The sequence below is a fragment of the Pseudofrankia sp. EUN1h genome (genome assembly GCF_001854645.1).
GTDB classification, from domain to species: Bacteria; Actinomycetota; Actinomycetes; order Frankiales; family Frankiaceae; genus Pseudofrankia; species Pseudofrankia saprophytica.
In genome coordinates this window covers 88,129-106,512 of sequence record NZ_MBLN01000056.1, presented here as the reverse complement: position 1 = coordinate 106,512, position 18,384 = coordinate 88,129, and the positions used below count along the sequence as shown (strand labels likewise).

Annotated in this window: 14 protein-coding genes; 6 read left to right on the top strand and 8 right to left on the bottom strand. The window is 72.6% G+C overall.

The window, feature by feature from the left end:
- The first annotated feature begins 100 nt into the window (after nucleotides 1-100).
- The 5 genes from BCD49_RS20035 to BCD49_RS20015 all read left to right on the top strand — a co-directional run bounded on the left by BCD49_RS20035 (nucleotide 101) and on the right by BCD49_RS20015 (nucleotide 6,264).
- Nucleotides 101-1,030 carry a carbohydrate ABC transporter permease gene (locus tag BCD49_RS20035; protein ID WP_007513038.1) on the top strand — a complete coding sequence of 310 codons (930 nt, stop codon included), beginning with the start codon at nucleotides 101-103 and terminating at the stop codon, nucleotides 1,028-1,030.
- On the top strand, nucleotides 1,027-2,469 hold the full coding sequence (locus tag BCD49_RS20030; protein WP_007513040.1) for a GH1 family beta-glucosidase: 1,443 nt from the start codon (nucleotides 1,027-1,029) through the stop codon (nucleotides 2,467-2,469). Before BCD49_RS20035 ends, BCD49_RS20030 begins: the two co-directional genes overlap by 4 nt.
- Before the next feature lie 179 nt (nucleotides 2,470-2,648).
- Nucleotides 2,649-3,665, top strand: coding sequence for a LacI family DNA-binding transcriptional regulator (locus BCD49_RS20025; RefSeq protein ID WP_106410379.1), 1,017 nt, complete (start codon nucleotides 2,649-2,651; stop codon nucleotides 3,663-3,665).
- Between the two features lie 238 nt (nucleotides 3,666-3,903).
- The gene (locus BCD49_RS20020; RefSeq protein ID WP_442960511.1) at nucleotides 3,904-5,295 is read left to right on the top strand and encodes a DUF427 domain-containing protein; all 1,392 of its coding nucleotides are present in this window, start codon (nucleotides 3,904-3,906) and stop codon (nucleotides 5,293-5,295) included.
- Between the two features lie 78 nt (nucleotides 5,296-5,373).
- Nucleotides 5,374-6,264, top strand: a complete 891-nt coding sequence (locus BCD49_RS20015; protein WP_007513046.1) for an alpha/beta fold hydrolase — start codon at nucleotides 5,374-5,376, stop codon at nucleotides 6,262-6,264.
- A gap of 87 nt (nucleotides 6,265-6,351) precedes the next feature.
- Here BCD49_RS20015 and BCD49_RS20010 read toward each other — a convergent pair whose 3' ends face one another.
- From BCD49_RS20010 to BCD49_RS19975, 8 genes are all read right to left on the bottom strand, one after another.
- Nucleotides 6,352-7,236 carry an alpha/beta fold hydrolase gene (locus tag BCD49_RS20010; protein ID WP_071041769.1) on the bottom strand — a complete coding sequence of 295 codons (885 nt, stop codon included), beginning with the start codon at nucleotides 7,234-7,236 and terminating at the stop codon, nucleotides 6,352-6,354.
- A 152-nt stretch (nucleotides 7,237-7,388) separates the two neighbouring features.
- Nucleotides 7,389-8,657, bottom strand: coding sequence for an MSMEG_0565 family glycosyltransferase (locus BCD49_RS20005; protein ID WP_007513050.1), 1,269 nt, complete (start codon nucleotides 8,655-8,657; stop codon nucleotides 7,389-7,391).
- Entirely contained in the window at nucleotides 8,654-10,453 is a 1,800-nt protein-coding gene (locus BCD49_RS20000) for an NAD(P)/FAD-dependent oxidoreductase (RefSeq protein ID WP_007513052.1), read from the bottom strand. Before BCD49_RS20000 ends, BCD49_RS20005 begins: the two co-directional genes overlap by 4 nt.
- A gap of 102 nt (nucleotides 10,454-10,555) precedes the next feature.
- The gene (locus tag BCD49_RS19995) at nucleotides 10,556-11,461 is read right to left on the bottom strand and encodes a carbon-nitrogen hydrolase family protein (protein WP_007513054.1); all 906 of its coding nucleotides are present in this window, start codon (nucleotides 11,459-11,461) and stop codon (nucleotides 10,556-10,558) included.
- Between the two features lie 25 nt (nucleotides 11,462-11,486).
- Nucleotides 11,487-13,292, bottom strand: coding sequence for an MSMEG_0567/sll0787 family protein (locus BCD49_RS19990; RefSeq protein WP_007513055.1), 1,806 nt, complete (start codon nucleotides 13,290-13,292; stop codon nucleotides 11,487-11,489).
- A 3-nt stretch (nucleotides 13,293-13,295) separates the two neighbouring features.
- The gene (locus BCD49_RS19985) at nucleotides 13,296-14,423 is read right to left on the bottom strand and encodes an MSMEG_0568 family radical SAM protein (protein WP_007513057.1); all 1,128 of its coding nucleotides are present in this window, start codon (nucleotides 14,421-14,423) and stop codon (nucleotides 13,296-13,298) included.
- Nucleotides 14,423-14,932 carry an MSMEG_0572/Sll0783 family nitrogen starvation response protein gene (locus tag BCD49_RS19980; RefSeq protein ID WP_007513059.1) on the bottom strand — a complete coding sequence of 170 codons (510 nt, stop codon included), beginning with the start codon at nucleotides 14,930-14,932 and terminating at the stop codon, nucleotides 14,423-14,425. The genes BCD49_RS19985 and BCD49_RS19980 overlap by 1 nt, the downstream gene beginning before the upstream one ends.
- A 318-nt stretch (nucleotides 14,933-15,250) precedes the next feature.
- Nucleotides 15,251-16,096 (bottom strand): amidohydrolase family protein, encoded by an 846-nt coding sequence (locus tag BCD49_RS19975; protein WP_007513062.1) that lies wholly within the window; start codon nucleotides 16,094-16,096, stop codon nucleotides 15,251-15,253.
- A 1,150-nt stretch (nucleotides 16,097-17,246) separates the two neighbouring features.
- On the opposite strand from BCD49_RS19975, the gene BCD49_RS19970 reads away from it, so the two are divergent.
- Entirely contained in the window at nucleotides 17,247-18,377 is a 1,131-nt protein-coding gene (locus tag BCD49_RS19970) for a DegT/DnrJ/EryC1/StrS family aminotransferase (RefSeq protein WP_071041768.1), read from the top strand.
- The last annotated feature ends 7 nt before the right edge of the window (nucleotides 18,378-18,384 follow it).

Below are 18,384 nucleotides of genomic sequence, written 5' to 3'. Positions count from 1 at the left end.
TGGCCTCGGCCTCGGCCTCGCCCCCGGTCCCGGCGGTCGCTCCGGCTCCAACCCCGACCCCGACCACGGCGGACGACGACAGCACGCCGGGAGGGCTCCGATGAGCGTCACGATCGACAAGGCCGGCGGCGCCGGCCCGGACTCCGCCGAGGCGGCGGGTCACGCCGGCGGTCGGCGCCGGCTGGGGCGGTCGACGCCGCCGCCCACCGCCGAGGACGAGCGCCGCGGGCTGTGGCGCTACCCGTTCCTCATCGTCGTCGTCCTGCTCTCGGCGTTCCCGGTCTACTGGACCTTCATGATCCCGTCGCGGACGAACGACGTGGTCGGACAGATGCCGCCACCGTTCCTCCCCGGCGGCCATTTCATCGAGAACGCCCGCCGGGTCTTCGACACCGTGGAGTTCGAGAAGGCGCTGGTCAACTCGCTGGTCGTCGCCGGCTCGATCACGCTGTGCACGCTGTTCTTCTGCTCGCTCGCCGGGTTCGCGTTCGCCAAGCTGCGGTTCCGCGGGCGGGGCGCGCTGCTCGCCATCGTGATCGCCACGATGATGGTGCCTGTCCAGCTCGGGATCATCCCGCTCTACATCGAGATGCAGAAGTTCGGCTGGGCGAACCATCTGATCGCGGTGATCGCGCCGACGGCGGTGACCGCGTTCGGTGTCGTGTTCATGCGCCAGTACACCGAGCAGGCCATCCCCGACGAGCTGCTCGAGGCGGGCCGCATGGACGGCTGCTCCACGTTCGGCCTGTACTGGCACGTKGTCCTGCCCGGGCTGCGTCCCGCGATGGCGGTGCTCGGCCTGCTGACCTTCATGCAGGCGTGGAACGACTTCATGTGGCCGCTCATCGTCCTGTCGCCGCAGAACCCCACCGTGCAGGTCGCACTCAGCACGCTGTCCGCCGGCTACTACCGCGACAACACCCTCGTCCTGGGCGGCACGGCGCTCGGCACCCTGCCCGTTCTTTTGATCTTCGCAGTATTCGGTCGTCAGATCATCAGTGGAATCATGGAAGGCGCGGTCAAGGGATGACTATCAGCACCGCCTCGGCCACCGGCGCGACCGGTCTGCCCGAGACCGACGAACTGGCGGCGCGGATCGCCGGCGGCCTGCCCAGGGATTTCGTCTGGGGCGCGGCCACCTCGTCCTACCAGATCGAGGGCGCGACGGGCGAGGACGGCCGCGGCCCCTGCATCTGGGACACGTTCGCCCGCACCCGCGGCAAGACCCGCGGCGGGGAGAGCGGTGATCCCGCCGTCGACCACTACCACCGGTACCGCGAGGACGTGGCGCTGATGGCCGAGCTTGGTCTCGGCGCCTACCGGTTCTCGGTCGCCTGGCCGCGCGTCGTTCCGACCGGATCCGGCCCGGTGAACCCGGCGGGGCTCGCCTTCTACGACCGGCTCGTCGACGAGCTGCTCGGCGCCGGGATCGACCCCTGGCTGACCCTGTACCACTGGGACCTGCCGCAGCCGCTGCAGGACCTGGGCGGCTGGGCCAACAGGGAGACGGCCTACCGGTTCGCCGAGTACGCCGACCATGTCGCCACCGCCCTCGGCGATCGGGTGAAGCACTGGTCGACGCTCAACGAGCCGTGGTGCTCGGCGTTCGAGGGCCATCTCACCGGCCGGCACGCGCCCGGGGTGCAGAGCGCCCATGCGGCCGTCCGCTCCGTGCACCACCTGCTGCTCGGGCACGCGCTCGGGGTCGAGGCGCTGCGCGCCCGCGGCGTCGCCGACGTCGGGATCACGCTCAACCTCATCCCGGCGGAGTCCCCGGAGGACTCGCCGGCGGCGCGCGACGCGGTCCGTCTCGTCGACGGCCAGTCGATCCGGCTCTGGCTCGACCCGCTGCTGCGCGGCTCGTACCCGCCCGACGTCATCGCCGACTTCGCCAAGGTGGGCGCCGAGCTGCCGATCGCGGACGGCGACCTGGCGCGGATCGCGGCGCCCATCGACTGGGTCGGGGTCAACTACTACTCCCCGCACATCGTCGTCTCCGGTCCCGACCCGGATCCGACGCCGATTCCCTTCGTCGCCGCCGACAACCTGACCCGGGTCAAGTCGACGCAGGACGTGACCGCACTGGACTGGCCGATCCGCCCGCGCAGCTTCGCCGCCCTGCTTCGCCGGCTTGCCGCGGACTACCCGGGCACCCCCTGGTACATGCACGAGAACGGCGCCGCCTACCTGGACGAACCCGCCTCCGACGGCAGCGTGCCCGACCCGGAGCGGCTTCGGTACGTCGCGCTGCACCTCGACGTGGTGCGCGAGGTTATCCAGGACGGAGTTGACATGCGGGGATACTTCGTGTGGTCGCTGTTGGACAACTACGAATGGGCCGAGGGGTACAAGATGAGGTTCGGCGTCATCCACGTCGACTTCGATACCCTCGTCCGCACCCCGAAGACCAGCGCGCTCTGGTACTCCCGCCTCATCCGAGAGCACCGCGCCGCGAACGGAACCCTGTGACTGCTGCCGACGCCCAACCCGGCACCTCCTGGCGGACCTCCCCGATCGGCGGAGCCGAGCGGGGAACGACCCCAGCCACCGCCGTGGCCCAGACCTCCCGGCCAGACCCCCGGATCGGCGGCACCGATTCCCGAGAAGCCCAGGACTCCGCCGATCCGGGAGCGAACTCGGCAGGGGTGGTGGCGCCGCGGCGCGCGCCCACCCTCGAGGAGGTCGCCGAGCTGGCCGGGGTCTCCCGAGCGACCGTCTCCCGGGTGGTGAACGGGTCCTCGCGGGTGTCGGCGGAGGCGCAGTCAGCCGTCACCGCGGCGATCGCCCAGCTGGGCTATGTGCCCAACCGCGCTGCCCGCAGCCTGGTCACGCGCCGGACGGACACGCTTGTGCTGATCGTGCACGAGCGCCCGGACACGGTGTTCGCCGACCCCTTCTTCGCCAGTGTGCTGCGCGGCGTCAACCAGGCGCTCAGCCCTACCGACTTCCAGCTCGTGTTACTGCAGGCCCAGGGCGAGGCGCAGCGCGACCGGGCGCTGCGCTACGTCGGCAACGGCCACGTCGACGGTGTGCTGCTGATCTCCCTGCACGCGGACGACATCATGCCGAACGCCATCACCGCGGCCGGGGTACCGCTGGTGATGGCCGGCCGGCTGCTCGCCGGCAACCCCGTCGACTACGTCGACGCGGACAACGTCGGCGGCGCCCGCGACGCGGCGCGCTACCTGCTCGGCGCCGGGCGGCGCAGGCTCGCGACGATCGCCGGCCCGTCGGACATGAGCGTGGGCATCGACCGGCTGCGCGGCTACACCGAGGCGGTCCGCCAGGCCGGCGACGAGCTGTCCGCTGGGCGGGTCGCCGTCGGTGACTTCACCGAGGAGAGCGGGCGGCGGGCCGCCGCCCGGCTGCTCGCCGACCACCCGGACATCGACGCCCTGTTCGCGGCCTCCGACCTGATGGCCATGGGCGCGCTGCGCACGCTGCGGGAGGCCGGCCGGCGTGTCCCCGACGACATCGCCGTGGTCGGCTTCGACGACGCCGCGTTCGCCGCGTACGCCGACCCGCCGCTGACCACCGTCCGCCAGCCGGTCGAGCTGATGGGCCAGGAGATGGTCCGGCTGCTGCTGGAGCGGGTCACGGACCCGTTCGCCGAGCCGACCGAGGTCATCCTCCCCACCGCCCTGGTCACCCGCGACTCCGCCTGACCGCCAGACGTCGATGCGTGGCATCTGGCCAAGCCTATGGACACGCGGAGCCACCACACTTCGGCCGCAGGGGTCGGGAGTGTGGCAGATGGGTGTGTCTATTGGCTTTGTTAGATGCCACAGTTCGCCCGTCGGCTGGCGCGACGGACCCTTGCCTCCATATCGGGAGGGTGTTTTCCGGGTCTCAGCGGCCCGTACAGCCGTACGCAGATAACTACGGAGGGTGCTCGGGCGTGCGGTGGCTCCGCGGTCTTGCGAGAACGGGCGTGTACCGCAATGGAGTATTACGCTCCGGATCGTGCAGCCAGTCACAAGCGCGGCCGAACCAGGTGTGGAGTCGGTCGTCGAACACTCTCCGTGTTCCTATCGGGCCAGGGCGTGGTGGGGGGACCGGCTGGTCGCCGAATCGGTGGCGGCGGTGCGGGTTCGCGAGCCGGGACAGGCGCCGACCCTGTACTTCCCGCGCGCGGATGTGCGGTTCGACATGTTGCAGGACGAGGGCCGCCGAGTGACCTGCCCGGTCAAGGGCTCCGGCGAGCTGTGGACCCTCGACGGCAAGGCCGCGGCACCCGTCGCCGAATGGCACGCTCCAGAGGAAGACGCGGACGACGGCCTGGTCGACGGCCGTGACGCGCTATGGACCTTCACCGAGCCGGCTCCTGGCCTCGACTGGCTGGCCGATCTGGCGGCATTCGACCATGACCGGGTGCGCGTCGAACTGGTCGACACTGTGGCCGGCGAGGACCCCCGCGACGCCACCATCAAGCGGTTCCCCACCTGGGGTGATGCCGCCGACCTGATCGACATCATGGACCTACGGGCCGCCGGCGAAGGCCGCTATGTCAGCGTCATTCGGCCTAACCCCGGGCGTGCCGTCGTCGAGGCCAGCCAGATCCTCGGCCAGGCGGTGGTCGCCGCGATGCGGCACGCCGGCGGGCGGCGCGTCGTGTCGGCGCATCTGGTCGTCTACCGGGTCGCCGATGCCAACCTCCCGCTGGAGTTCGAGCTCGAGGAGCTCAGCTCGGGACGGACGTTCAGCACCCTCGGCGTACAGGTGAACCAGGCCGGGAAGCGCCGGGCCAGCGGCACCCTGTTCCTCGACGTCACCGCTCCCGACGTCGTCCGGCATGAGGCGCCGCCGCCGCCCGCCGCCGGCCCGTACGACAGCGAGCCCTACGACATGTCCGTCACCGGGCGGGACCTGCGCATGGTCGACGCGGCGTACAACAACGACTCGGCCGCGCCGGTCGGACCGCCCGTCATCGACACCTGGCTCCGCTTCCGTGACGTGCCGGCAGACCCGGCGCTGCACGCCGGCCTGCTGGCGCAGTTCACCGGGCACATCTCGATCGCCGCCGCGCTACGCCCGCATGCCGGGATCGGCCAGGACCAGGCCCATCGCACCCTTTCCATGGGCATCAACGCGATCTCCCTCTCGCTGCACGCCGACATCCGGGCGGACCGGTGGCTGCGGTACCACCACCACTCGACGTTCGCCGGTGACGGCATGACTCACTCGGAGTGCCGGGTGTACACCGAGGACGGCGCGCTGGTCGCGTCGTTCTCGGTCGATGCCACGGCCCGCGGCATCGCCGCCGGACGGCGGCTGGACGACCGAACAGCGATCTGACGCCGTTCCCGTCGCCCGACCCGGCTCTCGGGCCCGGCGACGGCCTCGGACCGGCGAACCGTTCTCGAAGAGGTGGCAGTGGCATACGCGCGGGTCAACGGGCTGCGGATCGCCTACGAGCTCGTCGGCGGCAGTGGCGGCGTCGGCGTCGGCGTCGGCGAGGGTCGGCTATGGGTGATCACCACCGGCGGGCGCTTCACCAAGGAGACCCCGGGGGTGCGCGAGCTCGCCCAGGCGCTGGCGGCCCAGGGCGACCGGGTGCTCAGCTGGGACCGGCCCAACTGCGGCGAGTCGGACGTCTGCTTCGAGGGGCCGAGCGAGCCGGAGCTGCACGCCGACACCCTGGCCGCGCTGCTCACGCACCTCGACCTGGGCCCGGCGGTGCTCACCGGGGCGACGGTCGGCACCCGCGTCTCGCTACTCACCGCGGCTCGGCACCCGGAGGTGGCCGCCGGCCTTGCGCTCTGGTGGATCAGCGGCGGCCCGATGGGCCTGATGATCCTCGGCAACGTCTACTACACCGCCAGCATCACCACCGCCTGGACGCGGGACATGGCCGCCGTTGCCGACCTGCCCGACTGGGCCGGGACCATCGCCGCCACCCCGGACAACCGTCAGCGGATCCTCGACGCGGACCGCGACGAGTTCGTCGCCACCCTGCAGCGCTGGATGTCGGCATACTGCCCGCGGCCCGACGAGCGGATTCCCGGCCTGCCCGACGACGCCGCCCGCTCGATCAAGGTCCCGGCGCTGGTCTTCCGCGGTGGCGTGAGCGACCCGTTCCACCCGCGTGCCACCTCCGAGGCGGTGGCCGACCTGCTACCGGGCGCGCGCCTCGTCGAGCCACCGTGGGGCGACCGCGAGTACCTCGAGCGCCAGGCCGAGATGGCGACGGCCGGAGGYCTCTTCGTCCGCTGGCCCCTGCTGGCCCCCACCCTCCGCCAGTGGGCGGCCGAAACCCTGGGGTGACAGGAAGAGCCCGGGGCGCGAGGCAAAACCCTGGGCTGACGGGGATCCGGCTGCCCGGCTGCCCGGCTGCCCGGCTCGAATCGGGGCTTAGTCGGTGCGCTCCTGGGGGGAGGAGTGCTCCCAGTCGGCGAGGATCGTGCGGATGCCGGTGACCAGCAGCAGCGGCTGGTCGAGCATCACGTGGTGGCCGGCGAGCGGGATCTCGATCACCGGCGCGACCCGGCCCAGCAGGTTGTACATCTCCCCGCCGATGTCGTGCGTGACCAGGCCGTTCTCGGCCCGGAACAGGGCGACCCGGCAGTGCACCTTGTGCAGCACCTCGGGCGCGGGCGTCYGGTTGCCGAACACGTTCGGGTCGAACTTCCAGGTCCAGCCGCCCTCGACCGAGCCGATGGAGTTCCGGGCGATGTGCTCGATCACGTACGGCAGGGTGTGCGTCTGCTGCGGCACGGTACGGAACCGGGCCAGCGCCTCCGACACGGTCGCGTAGACCCGCAACGGGCCGAACGCGGTCCGGTCACGGGCCGCCCGCTCCTCCGGGGTGTACTCGCTGACGGGAGAGTCGATCAGCACGATGCCGGCGACCCGGTCGGGGTGCTCGGCGGCCGTCGTGATCGAGATCCAGCCGCCCATGCTGTGCCCGATGACGATCGGCGGCGAGGCGATGCCGGCGTCGTCGATCACGCCGACCACCTCGGCGGCCCAGGTGGACAGTGTGTAGTCGTCGCGGCGATCGCTGTCGCCGTGCCCGGAAAGGTCCAGCGCGACCACGCGGTACTCGTCCGGGATCAGCGGAGCGATGTGGTCCCACCAGCCGGCGTGCGCGGCACCGCCGTGTACGAGCACGATCGCCGGCAGGTCCGGCGCGCCCCAGCCCCGGTAGCTGATCCGCGCGCCCTCGACCTCGACCTCGAAGTACTCCGGCCGGTCGTCCAGCGCATGGTCGAACCAGAACGGTGCTTCCTCGTCCATCTCCCGCTGTCCGCCATTCGGCTCGTCGGCTGCCCGCGTGGCTTGTGGCCCGTGGTCCTGGTGTAGTCGGACCGACCTATCCTGCCTGGCCAGCGTAACGCCGACAAGGCATGGTCAACCTGGCCGAAAAGCTGATCGGGACTGCCGCTCTTCTATTCCGCATGCTCCGCGGGCTGGACGGCCGGGCCTGGGTGACCAATGGCCCCATTCGCGCGGACCGGTCCTGTTTGGCCGGGGGCGCGGCGCGGGATCCCCTGGGCCAGCAGCCCGCGGTAGAGATCCACATGGGCGGTGGCGGCCTGGTCCCAGCTGTGCCGGGCGGCGAGCGCCTCGCCGGCGGCGCGGCGGGCCTGATCCGGCCCCGCGAGGGCGGCGGCGAGCTCGGCGGCCAGGTCCGCCGGGGTCGCGGCGAAGCGGACGGCGCCGGTGAACACCTCGCGCAGCACCGGAAGGTCCCTGGTCACGACAGGCACCCCGGCGGCGAGCGCCTCCATCGCCGCGAGGCCGAAGCCCTCCTTGACGGACGGGAAGGCGAACACGTCGGCGGCGGCGACCAGCGCGGGCAGCTCGTCGTGCGGCACGGGGCCGAGCAGCACTGGCTCCACGCCCAGCTCCACCGCCCGCGCCAGCACCTGGGCCCGGTAGTCGCGGTAGTCGAACAGCGTCTCCCCGCCCGCGATCACCAGAGCCGGTGCGGTGGCCGTGCGCAGCAGCGCCATCGCCTCGACGAGGTCGAGGGTGCCTTTGCGCGGTTCTATCCCGCCGACCGCGAGGACGTAACGACCGAGCCGGTCGCGCCACGCGGCGCGGGCCGCCCGCGCGGTCGGGCTCTCCGCCGCGGCGGCCGCGAACCGATCAGCCTCGACACCGTTCGGGATCACCGTCGCGGTGAGGCCCCAGCCCTCGGCCAGCTCCGCCGCGACCGCCGCGGACACGCAGACGTGGGCGTACGGCCGGCGCAGCGCCCGCTCATGGCAGGCGACCAGCTCGGGTGTGGTGAAGCTGTCCAGGTGATGGACGGTGCGAACGCAGTCTGGGACGACGTTCGCGCTGATGCAGTCCTGTGCGTGCACGATGTCGTACCCGCCGGCGCTCGCGTGGCCTTCCGAACCCGCACCGGGGGCACCGCGGGCGTGGGCCCGGAAGGCCGCGCCGAGGACGTCGATCGAACGCAGCACCCGCTCCCCGACGGTCTCGGCCGCCCGATCGGGGAACGGCACCGCGCGTACCTGGACTGCGGGGTCGACGGGGCGGAAGAAGCCCGCGTCGCCGCCGCGGGCGAGTGTCCACACGTCCACCCGGTGGCCGGCGCGGGCGAGCGCCTCCGCGAGGCACAGCGTCGCGACCACTCCGCCGCGTGCCTTGGTCGAGTACGTCAACAGCGCGATCCGCGGCGAGCGCTGCCGGCTGGCGCCACTCACGGCGTCGGCCCAAGGCTCTCTCCCGGATCGGCGACGAGGTCGGCGATTCGGGAGGCCTGGCTACCGCCGTCGGTGCCCGGCTGGATCAGCGCCGCCCGCGCGATCGCCACCAGCTCGTCGTGGCTCGGTCCCGTCACCTGCGGTGGGCGCCAGCCGGAGGCCTGGACGGCGCGTACCCGGGCGACGAAGTCCGGGTCGGTGAGCAGGTCCGCCGGCATCGCGAGCAGGTTCTGCAGGCGGGTGAACGCGTGCCAGACGACGGGGTCGCGCCCGGCGGCGAGGAACGCCTCACCGTTCGTCACGGCGTCCGACTCGTCTGGACGCCGCTGCGTCGGCGGTGCCGGCCGAGCAGCCGGTGTCGGCCGAGCCGGCGGTGCTGACCGAACCGGCGGTGCTGACCGAGCAGCCGGCGGTAGGGGCGGCTGCGAGGGCGGGGGCGGTCGCCAGCGGGCCAGCCGGGCGGCGTCCTGCGCGCAGGAGTCGTGGTACCAGGGCAGGCCTTCCGCGCGCAGCGCGGCGTCCAGCCGCAGCGCGCGCTCGCCCGGGTCACGCGTCGCGGTGACGGCGTCCACCAGCCAGCAGGCGGTGAGCGCGGCGAGCGTCGTCCCGCGGGTGTGCGCCGGATTCGTGATCAGCGCGGCGTCTCCGATGGGCAGCACGCCGAGCGCCACCGGCCGGCCGTCGGCGACCCACGGCCGGAACCGGTTGCGCAGCCCCGCCATCGCGGCGACCGGTCCCAGCGGCACCACCGTGCCCGCGGCGGCCCGGTCCGGGTCGCGACCGGCGCGGCCCGAGTACCCTGCGCCGCTGCCGCTGCCGCTGCCGCTGCCGCTGCCGGCGGCGGCCGGCTTGCCATCCAGCCAAGGCGCGACCAGGTCGATCGCCCGGACGGCGGCGTCAAAGGCGGCGCCGTCGCGCAGCACCCGCATCTCGGCGTCCTCGGGCAGGACGCCGAAGGTCACCGAGAACGTGTCGTTGTCGGCAGGGAAGACCAGGCAGGAGTAGCGGTCGAAGGAGGCGCCGACGGTATGGCCCCGGTTGAGCTCGGTGGCGAACGAGTGGTCGCCGCCGCGGGCGTAGAAGCGGGAGTAGTAGGTGATCCCGCAGGGGACGGCGAGCTCGGGCGGCTGGGGCGCGCCGGCGGCCGTGAGCAGGTCGTGCACCGGTGAGAGCCGCCCGCCCGCGTCGACCACCAGGTCGGCCTCGATGGTGGCGCCGTCTTCGAGCCGGATTCCGCGTACCCATGGCACACCGCCGTGGCCACCGGGCGTGGACGGGCCGGCKGGCGAGGTCAGCAGTCCGGTGACGCGCTGGCCGGCGTGGATCGTCACGCCTGGTTCGGCCAGCGCGGCGGCCCGTAGCGTCGCGTCGAGCAGCGCCCGCCGGCAGCCGAGGACGACCAGGTCGTCGAGGTCTCCCGTGAGCCAGCCGGCGGCGAGCGCGGCGCGGATCTCCGGCGGCGCCGTCTCGGCGACCCGGATCTCGCGTGCGCCGACGGCGAGCAGCGCGTCGAGCAGGTCGGGAGCCCGGGTCGCGAGCAGCGCGCGGAACCGGGCGAGGAACGCGTGCGAGTGCCGCGCCTGCGGCACGCCGGCCCGGGGCAGCGCGGCCCGTGGGTCGGCCCGGATTTCGGCGGTGCCGACGCCCGGCGCGGACAGGCCTGGCCAGCCGGCCGCGGCGGGGTCCCGGTCGACGATCAGCACCGGGCGGCCGGCCCGGGCGAGGAGTATGGCGGCCAGCAGACCGGCGGCGCCGGCGCCGGCGATGACGACGCGCTCGGCGGCCGCTCGGGGCATGGCGGTCCTCGCTCCTTGGTAGCCGTGGCGGCCGTGGCCGTGGCCGTGGGCTGTGGGCTGTGGGCTGTCTGTGAGTCGGGGCCAGCCTGCCCCGCCGCGAGGTCAGCCGGCGCGGGCCGGCGGGACGCGCGCGTAAGGCTGGCGCAGCACCGGTTCGCCGGCGAGCAGGCACTGCGTGTCGTAGGCGTCGGGGCGTCGGTCGCGCAGGTGGTTCATGCTTCGGCGGGCGACGTGCAGCGCTTCCGCGACGTCCACGTGAGCCATGGCCATCCCTGGGTCGTCGCCGGTCGCCGCGAGCACGGTACCGTTCGCATGCACGATCTTGGAGTTTCCGACGAAGGTCAACGATCCGAACTGCCCGACCTGGTTCGCCGACACCCAGACGACCTGGTTCTCCAGCGCGCGCACCTCGTCGTAGACGTCGAAGCGGTACCGCCAGCGGTCCAGGGCAAGGTCGTCGGACGGGTGCGTGCGCGACATCGGCCAGGCCGACAGGCACACGATGATCTCCGCGCCGGCGATCGCGAGGCTGCGCGCCGACTCGGGAAACGCCTTGTCGTAGCAGACCAGCATCCCGATCCGGCCGATCGGGGTGTCGAAGGCGCGGAACCGGTCGCCGGCGTCGTAGGACTCCACCTCGGCCAGCGGCAGGTGCACCTTGCGGTGCCGGCCGAGCACCTTGCCGCCGCCGACGCAGACCGCGCTGTTGTAGCGGCGGTAGCCGGCTCGCTCGGAGTAGCCGACGCAGACGACCATGTCGCCGGCCAGCTCGACGAGCCGGGCGATCTGCGGCCCGTCCGGGTCGAGTAACGGAGCGTCGCCGACCGGCCCCGGGTCGTCGTCCGCCGAGAGCGCCTGCAGATAGCCGCCGAGGGCCGCCTCGGGCAGCGCGAGCAGCTGGGCGCCGCGGGCCCTGGCGGTCTCGATGTGCCGGGCGACCGTGCCCATGCACTCGTTCAGGTCCCGCCCGAAGGAGTCCGACACGACGGCGATGGTGGTGACGGTCATGACTATCCCCCGATATTCAGTTTGCTCATGCCGGGCCCATACCGGTCACGTGGCCGCTGAGGACCGGAGTGCGCAGCCCGTCCGGCCACAGCAGTGAGACGCCGCTGCCGGAGAGCAGCCGGCCGCAGCGGGCCGAGACCGCCGGCGAGCTCGTGGGCATCCGACGGTCATCGACATCCGCCGTCACCATCCCGAAGCCCGGGAAGCAGGTCAGCCAGTCTCCGGCCGACACTCCTGCCGGCCGCGGTACCGCGCCCACCTCCAGCTCGGCCGCGCAGCCGCTGGACTCGGCGAGCATGCCCAGCGTGCCGACGACGCCGGCCATGCTCACGTCCTTGGCGGCCACCGGCCGGTGGCGGCCCGTCAGCGAGAGCATCGCGCGCAGCTCGGCCGTGCGCCGGCCCGAGGTGGAGTCCCACTGCCGGCCGGTGTAGCCCGGCCGCCAGCGCCCGGAGAGGTCGGCGGTCACGGTGATGGCGTGGCCGGGCAGGCCGGCGCCCGAGCGGATCGGCGCGTCGGCCTGCCCTATCGCGGTGACCGCGAGCGCCGAGGGCATCCCGAGCTGGGTGTGGCCGCCGAGGATCGGCACGCCGAACCTGTCGGCGGCGGCGCGCAGGCCTGCGAGTACCCGGCTCACCCGCGACACCGTCGGTCCGGCCACCGCGTCCAGCACGCCGAGCGGTCGGGCTCCCATTGCCGCGAGGTCGTTGAGGTTGACCAGCACGCCGCACCAGCCGGCCCAGAACGGGTCCCTGTCGACCATCGTCGGCACGATCGCGTCGCAGGCCGCGACCAGGCCGGTCCCGGGCACGGGCGCGCCGTCGTCGCCGACGAAGCCGGCCCCGCCGGGGCGGATGGCGCCGAGCAGCGCACCCAGTGGCGCCTTCGTGGTGGCGGCGAGCATGGCGACCCGGTCGATCGGCCAGCGCATCAGCACATGCGGCGTGCCGCGCACCGTGGTCGGGCCGACCGTCATCCACCCGAGCCGGCCGAAGAACCGTTCCCGGGCAGGTTGGATCGTCGCGTCGAAGCGCAGCGCGCCGGCGGCCTCGGCATGCGCGCACGCCGCCCGGACCAGTGCGCCGCCGACACCGGCGTAGTGCTCACGGGCGTGGGCGGCCACGGCCAGCCGGCCGCCCTGCCACCAGCCGATGTCGTCGCCGCTCCAGGCGGGTGTCGGGCCGAGCCGCACCCCGCCGATCACCTCGCCGTCGCCCGGGCCGTCCAGGCCGCGGGCTACCAGCACGACGGTGCGCGGGTCCTCGTCGGCCTCGTCGAGGTCCCCCACCGGCCCGTCGCCGAACAGACCCTGCTCGTCGACGAAGACCGCCCGGCGCAGCCGCCGGTACGCGGCGATCGTGGCCGCGTCCCGGGCCTGTTCGATCAGGTAACGGGGGCGGCGCAGCAGCGTGCCTGGATCACCCCACACCGCGAGCGTGTCCACCGGACGCGGCGGGTGGACCGGGTACGGGTCCGCGGTGAGCAGCGCCGGCCCAGCGCCGCCCGGCCCAGCACCGCCCCGGACAGCATCTGGCCCGGCACCGGCGCCACTCCGGACAGCGCCACCCGGCCCAGCGGTGCCCGGGACAGTGACACGCGCGGCAACGCTGTTTGGCCCGGCGGCACCCGGCCCGGCACCCGTGGCTACCGACAGCTCGGCGGCGGCGACCCCGGAGGCCATGGGCGCCGCGGCCCGGCCGCGGGCGCCGTTCGCCTGGCCAATCGTCAGCAGCAGGGGCCCGGGCCCGGGCCCCGGCCCGCGTCGCTCGTCCACGGTGGTCATGAACGCCCCGCAGCCACAGCCGCACTCGATCGTCGCGTCATGCGCCATGCATCAGCCTCCTGCCTCCGGCAGCGCCGAACAGGCACCGCAGGCCGCGCAGCCGGCACCCTGGTCGGCGCCGCGCATCCCGGCGGCGCGCAGCGCCGCCGCGACCCGGCGCGTCACCTCGGCCACGGCGCCCGCCTCCGGAGCGCGAGCGCCGTCACGGGCGGCCAGCGTTCCGCCCAGCGGGCGGAACGGGACGACGAACGGGTAGACGCCCATGCCGATCAGCCGTTCGGCGCCGGCGACCAGCTCGTCCGGGTCCTCGCCGAGGCCGATGAGCAGGTACGTCGACACCCGGTTGCGCCCGAAGACGCGGACGGCCTCGGCCCAGGCCGCCTCGTAGGCGGCCAGCGGGACGGTCGCCTTGCCCGGCGTCCACCGGGCCCGGACGTCGTCGTCGAGCGACTCGATGTGGATCCCGATCGCGCTCGCTCCGGCGGAACGCAGCTCGGTGATCACGGCGAGATCGCCCGGCGGCTCGCACTGGACCTGGATGGGCAGGCCGGGTACCGCCGCCAGCACGGCCCTGGTCGCCTCGGCGAGCAGCCGGGCGCCGCGGTCGGGCGCGGCGGTGCTGCCCGTCGTCATCACCAGTTGGCGCACCCCGTCGAGCCGGACCGCGGCCTCGGCGACCTCGGCCAGCTGCGCCGGGGTCTTGCGCCGGGTCGTCGCCCCGGCCCGCAGGGACTCCTCGATGGCGCAGAACCGGCACCGGTCCGGCTCCTGGTAACGCACGCAGGTCTGCAGCACGGTGGTGGCGAGCACGTCGGCGCCGTGCAGCCGGGCGATCTGCTCGTACGGGACACCGTCCGCGGTGACCAGGTCGTAGAACCGCGGGCGGCGCACCGGTTCGACGGGCACGCCGAGGTCCGTGCCGTCGTAGAGCAAGCGGCCGGCGTTCACCTCGTACCGGCTGGTCGCGACGATCGGCAGCGCCGCGCCCCGGCCTGCCAGCACCACGTGGCCGTCGTCGCTCGGCCCGGCGCCGGCGGTGCGGCGCACCGGCGCGGTGAGCCGGACGCCGTGCACGGCCAGGCCGATCCTCGTCTCCAGGCTGGCGCCGGGCCTCGCGGCCTGCTGGCTCAGGTCGAGGCGCGGGCCCTCGGCCGGAGCGGGGGCGGGCGGGGGCGCCATCAGAACATGTAGGTCGAGTTGATGATCGCGCCCTTGCGCGCGTAGTGGATCACGCAGTCCTGGATGTCCAGCGGGTGCGCCGGGATCGCGCCCTCGATCAGGTCCTCCTCGCGCAGACCGTGCAGCGAGAGGCCGAACCGGCAGACGTAGACCTTCCCGCCCTCCTTGATGAAGGTCTCCAGCTGGTTGTTGATGTTGTGCTCGCCGGCGAAGGCCGAGTCGCCGGTGTGCGGGAAGCCGCGGGTGGCCATCGCGTTCATCGCGCCGGGGCCGTAGAAGTAGATGACCGACTCGAAGCCCTTCCGCAGTGCGCGGGTGGCTTGCAGGATCGCCACGAAGCTGACCGACGACTCGTGCGCGATGCCGTGGATCAGGGTCAGGTAGCTCTCGCCGTTCTCGGCCTGATAGTCCGGGAAGATCTTCGTCGAGCCGTAGAGGTTGCTGCCGGGCGGCAGCGATGGGTGGGGGACCTCGTTCAGGCTGTGCTGCTCCTGCTCGGTCAGCTCCATCTGGGCGGCGATTCCTCTCTGCGCATCCGCGCGTTGCCTGGCTTCGGGGTACTTCTGGTGCAGGTCACGGCTTCGCCGATCCGGCGGGATCCCCGGACGAGTGGTTGCGGCGTGGTGGGTTTCTCGGTGGTCTGGGCCGGTCTGGTCCGGCTGGCACGGTTCCACTGTGGGCCGGTGGAGACTGTTGGTCTGTGGTCCTGCTGTAGGCCCGCCGTTCGGATCGTTGGGAGATTTCCGCTGCGGCACTGGCGGGCTGGCCGGTCAGGGCTCCATCGGGCACGACCGGGCCAGGCCCGCGCGGTGGCGGTGAGTCGCCGGTCAGGACGCGCCCGATCCGTACAGGGATGCGAAGTTCTCCACGAAGACGTGGCGGGCCAGCTCGCCGTCGCCGACCGTCGCCGCGAGTCGCGCGAGCTCACCGGGGTGGTCACCCCACGGCTCGTCACTGGCGAACAGGAGCCGGTCATGGCCGATGCCTCGGCGCTCGATCTCGGCGGCAAGCCAGCGGGGCGCGAAACCCACCGCCCAGCTGGTGTCGGTGTAGACCCGCTTGCCGGCCGAGATCCAGTCGAAGAACCGGCCGCCGATCAGCTTGATGTGCCCGCTCACTCCACCACCGAGGTGGACGAGGTGAATGCGGACGTCGTCGGCGTACCGGTCGACCAGGAGTCCGACCAGGTCGATGTCGGACGCCGCACCCGGCGACGTGTGGACGTGCACCACCAGGTCGTGGGCGGCGGCCGTCGCGAAGATGGCGTCGAGATGGGGCCGGCACTCCTCGGCGTCCGCCCGTCCGCCGAGGAGAAAGCTCAGCTTCAGGGCGACGACGCCCGGCTCTCCGGCGAGCGACAGCGCCTTCTCGGTCATGGCCGCGTCGGCCGGCCGCGGTGAGACCCACAGGCCCGCCCGGATCCGGTCGTCGGCCTGCGCGGCCTCGATACACAGCTCGTTGAAGCCGAACGTGACGGCGACGTCGGGAACGCCGTAGTTCGGGATCACGAGGGTTCTGGCGGTACCCTCCCGGTCCAGGTCCGCCCTGAGCTCGGCGATGGTCGCCCGGGCGCCGAGGTCAGGCGTTACCGGCGGTCCCCCATAGAAGCCAAAGGCGGGTAGGACGCCGAGATGGCGGTGCGCGTCGTGTACGTCTCGCAGCGGCACGGCCACAGTGAAGCATCCAGTCGTTTCCACCGTGCAACAGATCCGACACAAGCAGACCCAGTCTTGTCGGGGCTCGTGCGGTTCCGGTGGCCAGTACTAGACGGTGAGCTGGGGTTTTGGAATGAGCGACGCCTGAGAGTCACATTAAATGTTCAGAGCGTAGACGGCGTGCGGCGGCTAGAGGCCAAAGCTGGGACTTTGGTCCCTCGCCCGCGAACAAGCGGGGGACGTAGGCTGATGTCACACCCCGGCGGGTCACACCTCCTGCGTTCCCCCCGTACGTCAGGAGTAGTGATCGTCGGGGTGTCTACTTTTCCCCTGGACACCCGCCCAGGTCGTGCTCTTCGTCGCCCCTTCGGGGCGGGCTTCGCGCCGCGTCAGGATTTCCTCCTCCGAGCCGTCCGCTTCCGTGCCGTCCGCGCCGTTCAGAGATCTTTCTGGCATCGATGGTGCCCGCGCACGGCCCGGGCCGGCTAATCCGCTGGATGCGTCACCTGTAGAGGCGAGGCCTCTCGGACGCCCCTTTGCGGCGGGCAACGTTCCGTACGTCCCGCCGGACGGCACCCGGCCGGGCTCGCGTCCCTCAGCGGCCTTCGCCTCGTTCTGCGCCCCTAATACTGACTATCGAGACCAAACTCGCTGGAGACGCGGTTCACCGGACTTCTGGGGCCGCAACCGGGGTGGGCGGAATCGGGTAGTGCTCGCCCGTGGTGGGACGAGCTGGGTGGGGATGGCGGCGGCCGTATGGGGAGAAGGCGGAACAGCCGGTGGTGATGGGTGGCGGTGCGGGAGGTATTCGGATCTCGTTCTCCGGATACGGCGGGCCGGATTGGCCGAGAGCGGTTAACGTCTGCTGACGGTGGTGGTGCCGACGACATCAGGGGGCGGACGACGGCGGTCACTGACCCGACTGTTCGGGTGCTTCCGGTCCGGTGTTCGCGGGCATGGCCGCCGAGCGGTTTCGGCCGACGGCGCCCCGCCGCCCGGCCTCGACCGGTAGCCCTTTCGGCCGTGGGCCTTTGTCACGTCTCGCGGGCCGATGGCACCGTGCCGCGGGAGCGGCGTGCCCGGTCGCCTTGGGTGCCTGCCGGGAAAGACCTGGAAGACCATGAGCATCCGAGCTTCGGGTGACGCCATCGGGAGGACGGGGGAACGGGTGCGGGTTCCAGCGGCGAGAATCGTCTTCTCCGAGGCCGACCGGGCGCAGATCACGGCGGCGACGACGGAGATCCTCACCAGTGGGCAGCTCACGCTCGGGGCATACACCCGGGAGTTCGAGGAAGCCTTCGCGCGCGCGCACGGCGCGCCCTTCGCCGTCGCGGTCAACAGCGGGACGGCCGCGTTGGAAATCATTCTCCGGGCCGTCGGCGTCGCCGGCGCCGACGTCGTGCTGCCGACCAACACCTTCGCGGCCACCGCCTTTGCCGTGCTGCGCGCCGGCGGGCGCCCGGTGTTCGCGGACGTCAACCCGCACACGCTCGCGCTTTCGGCGGCCACCGTCGAGGCGGCGCTGACGAAGGACACCAGGGTCGTCGTGATCGTGCACATCGGGGGCCTCATCCCGGCGGACATCGGCGAGGTCGAGGCGCTGTGCGCCAAGCGCGGCCTGGTCCTCGTCGAGGACGCCGCCCACGCTCACGGGTCGACCCGGGCCGGCCGGCACGCCGGGTCGTTCGGCGCCGCCGCGGCGTTCTCGTTCTACCCGACGAAGGTCATCACCAGCGGTGAGGGTGGAATGATCCTCACCGCCGACGAACGGGTACGGGACGAGGCGCTCCTCTACCGAGATCAGGGGAAAGCCGGTTTTCTCGGCAACGTGCACATCCGGGAGGGGTACGCGTGGCGGATGAGCGAGCTGCACGCCGTCACCGGTCTCGTGCATCTTCGCCGGTTGCCGGAATTCCTGGCGAACCGTGCACGGATCGCCGCCCGGTATGACGCGGCGATCGACGATCTCCCCGGTGTGCGGCGGGTTCAGGTGCCGCCGGGAGACATCACCAACTACTACAAGTACATCGTGCTTCCCGGCCCCGGTGTCGACCGTTCCTCTCTCCGTAAGGAGCTCAAGGAAAGGCACGGCGTCGGACTGGCCGGTGAGGTCTACGAGGCGCCGCTGCACCAGCAGCCGGTCTTCGAGGAGCACGCCGGCKGGACGCTGCCCGTCGCCGAGGACCTCTGTGCGCGGCACATCTGCCTGCCTGTTCATTCGGACATGACCGACCAGGAGGCGGACCACGTTCTGACAGCTCTGTCCGCGGCCCTGCGGACCCTGACCCTGGCAGGCTGACGAGCCG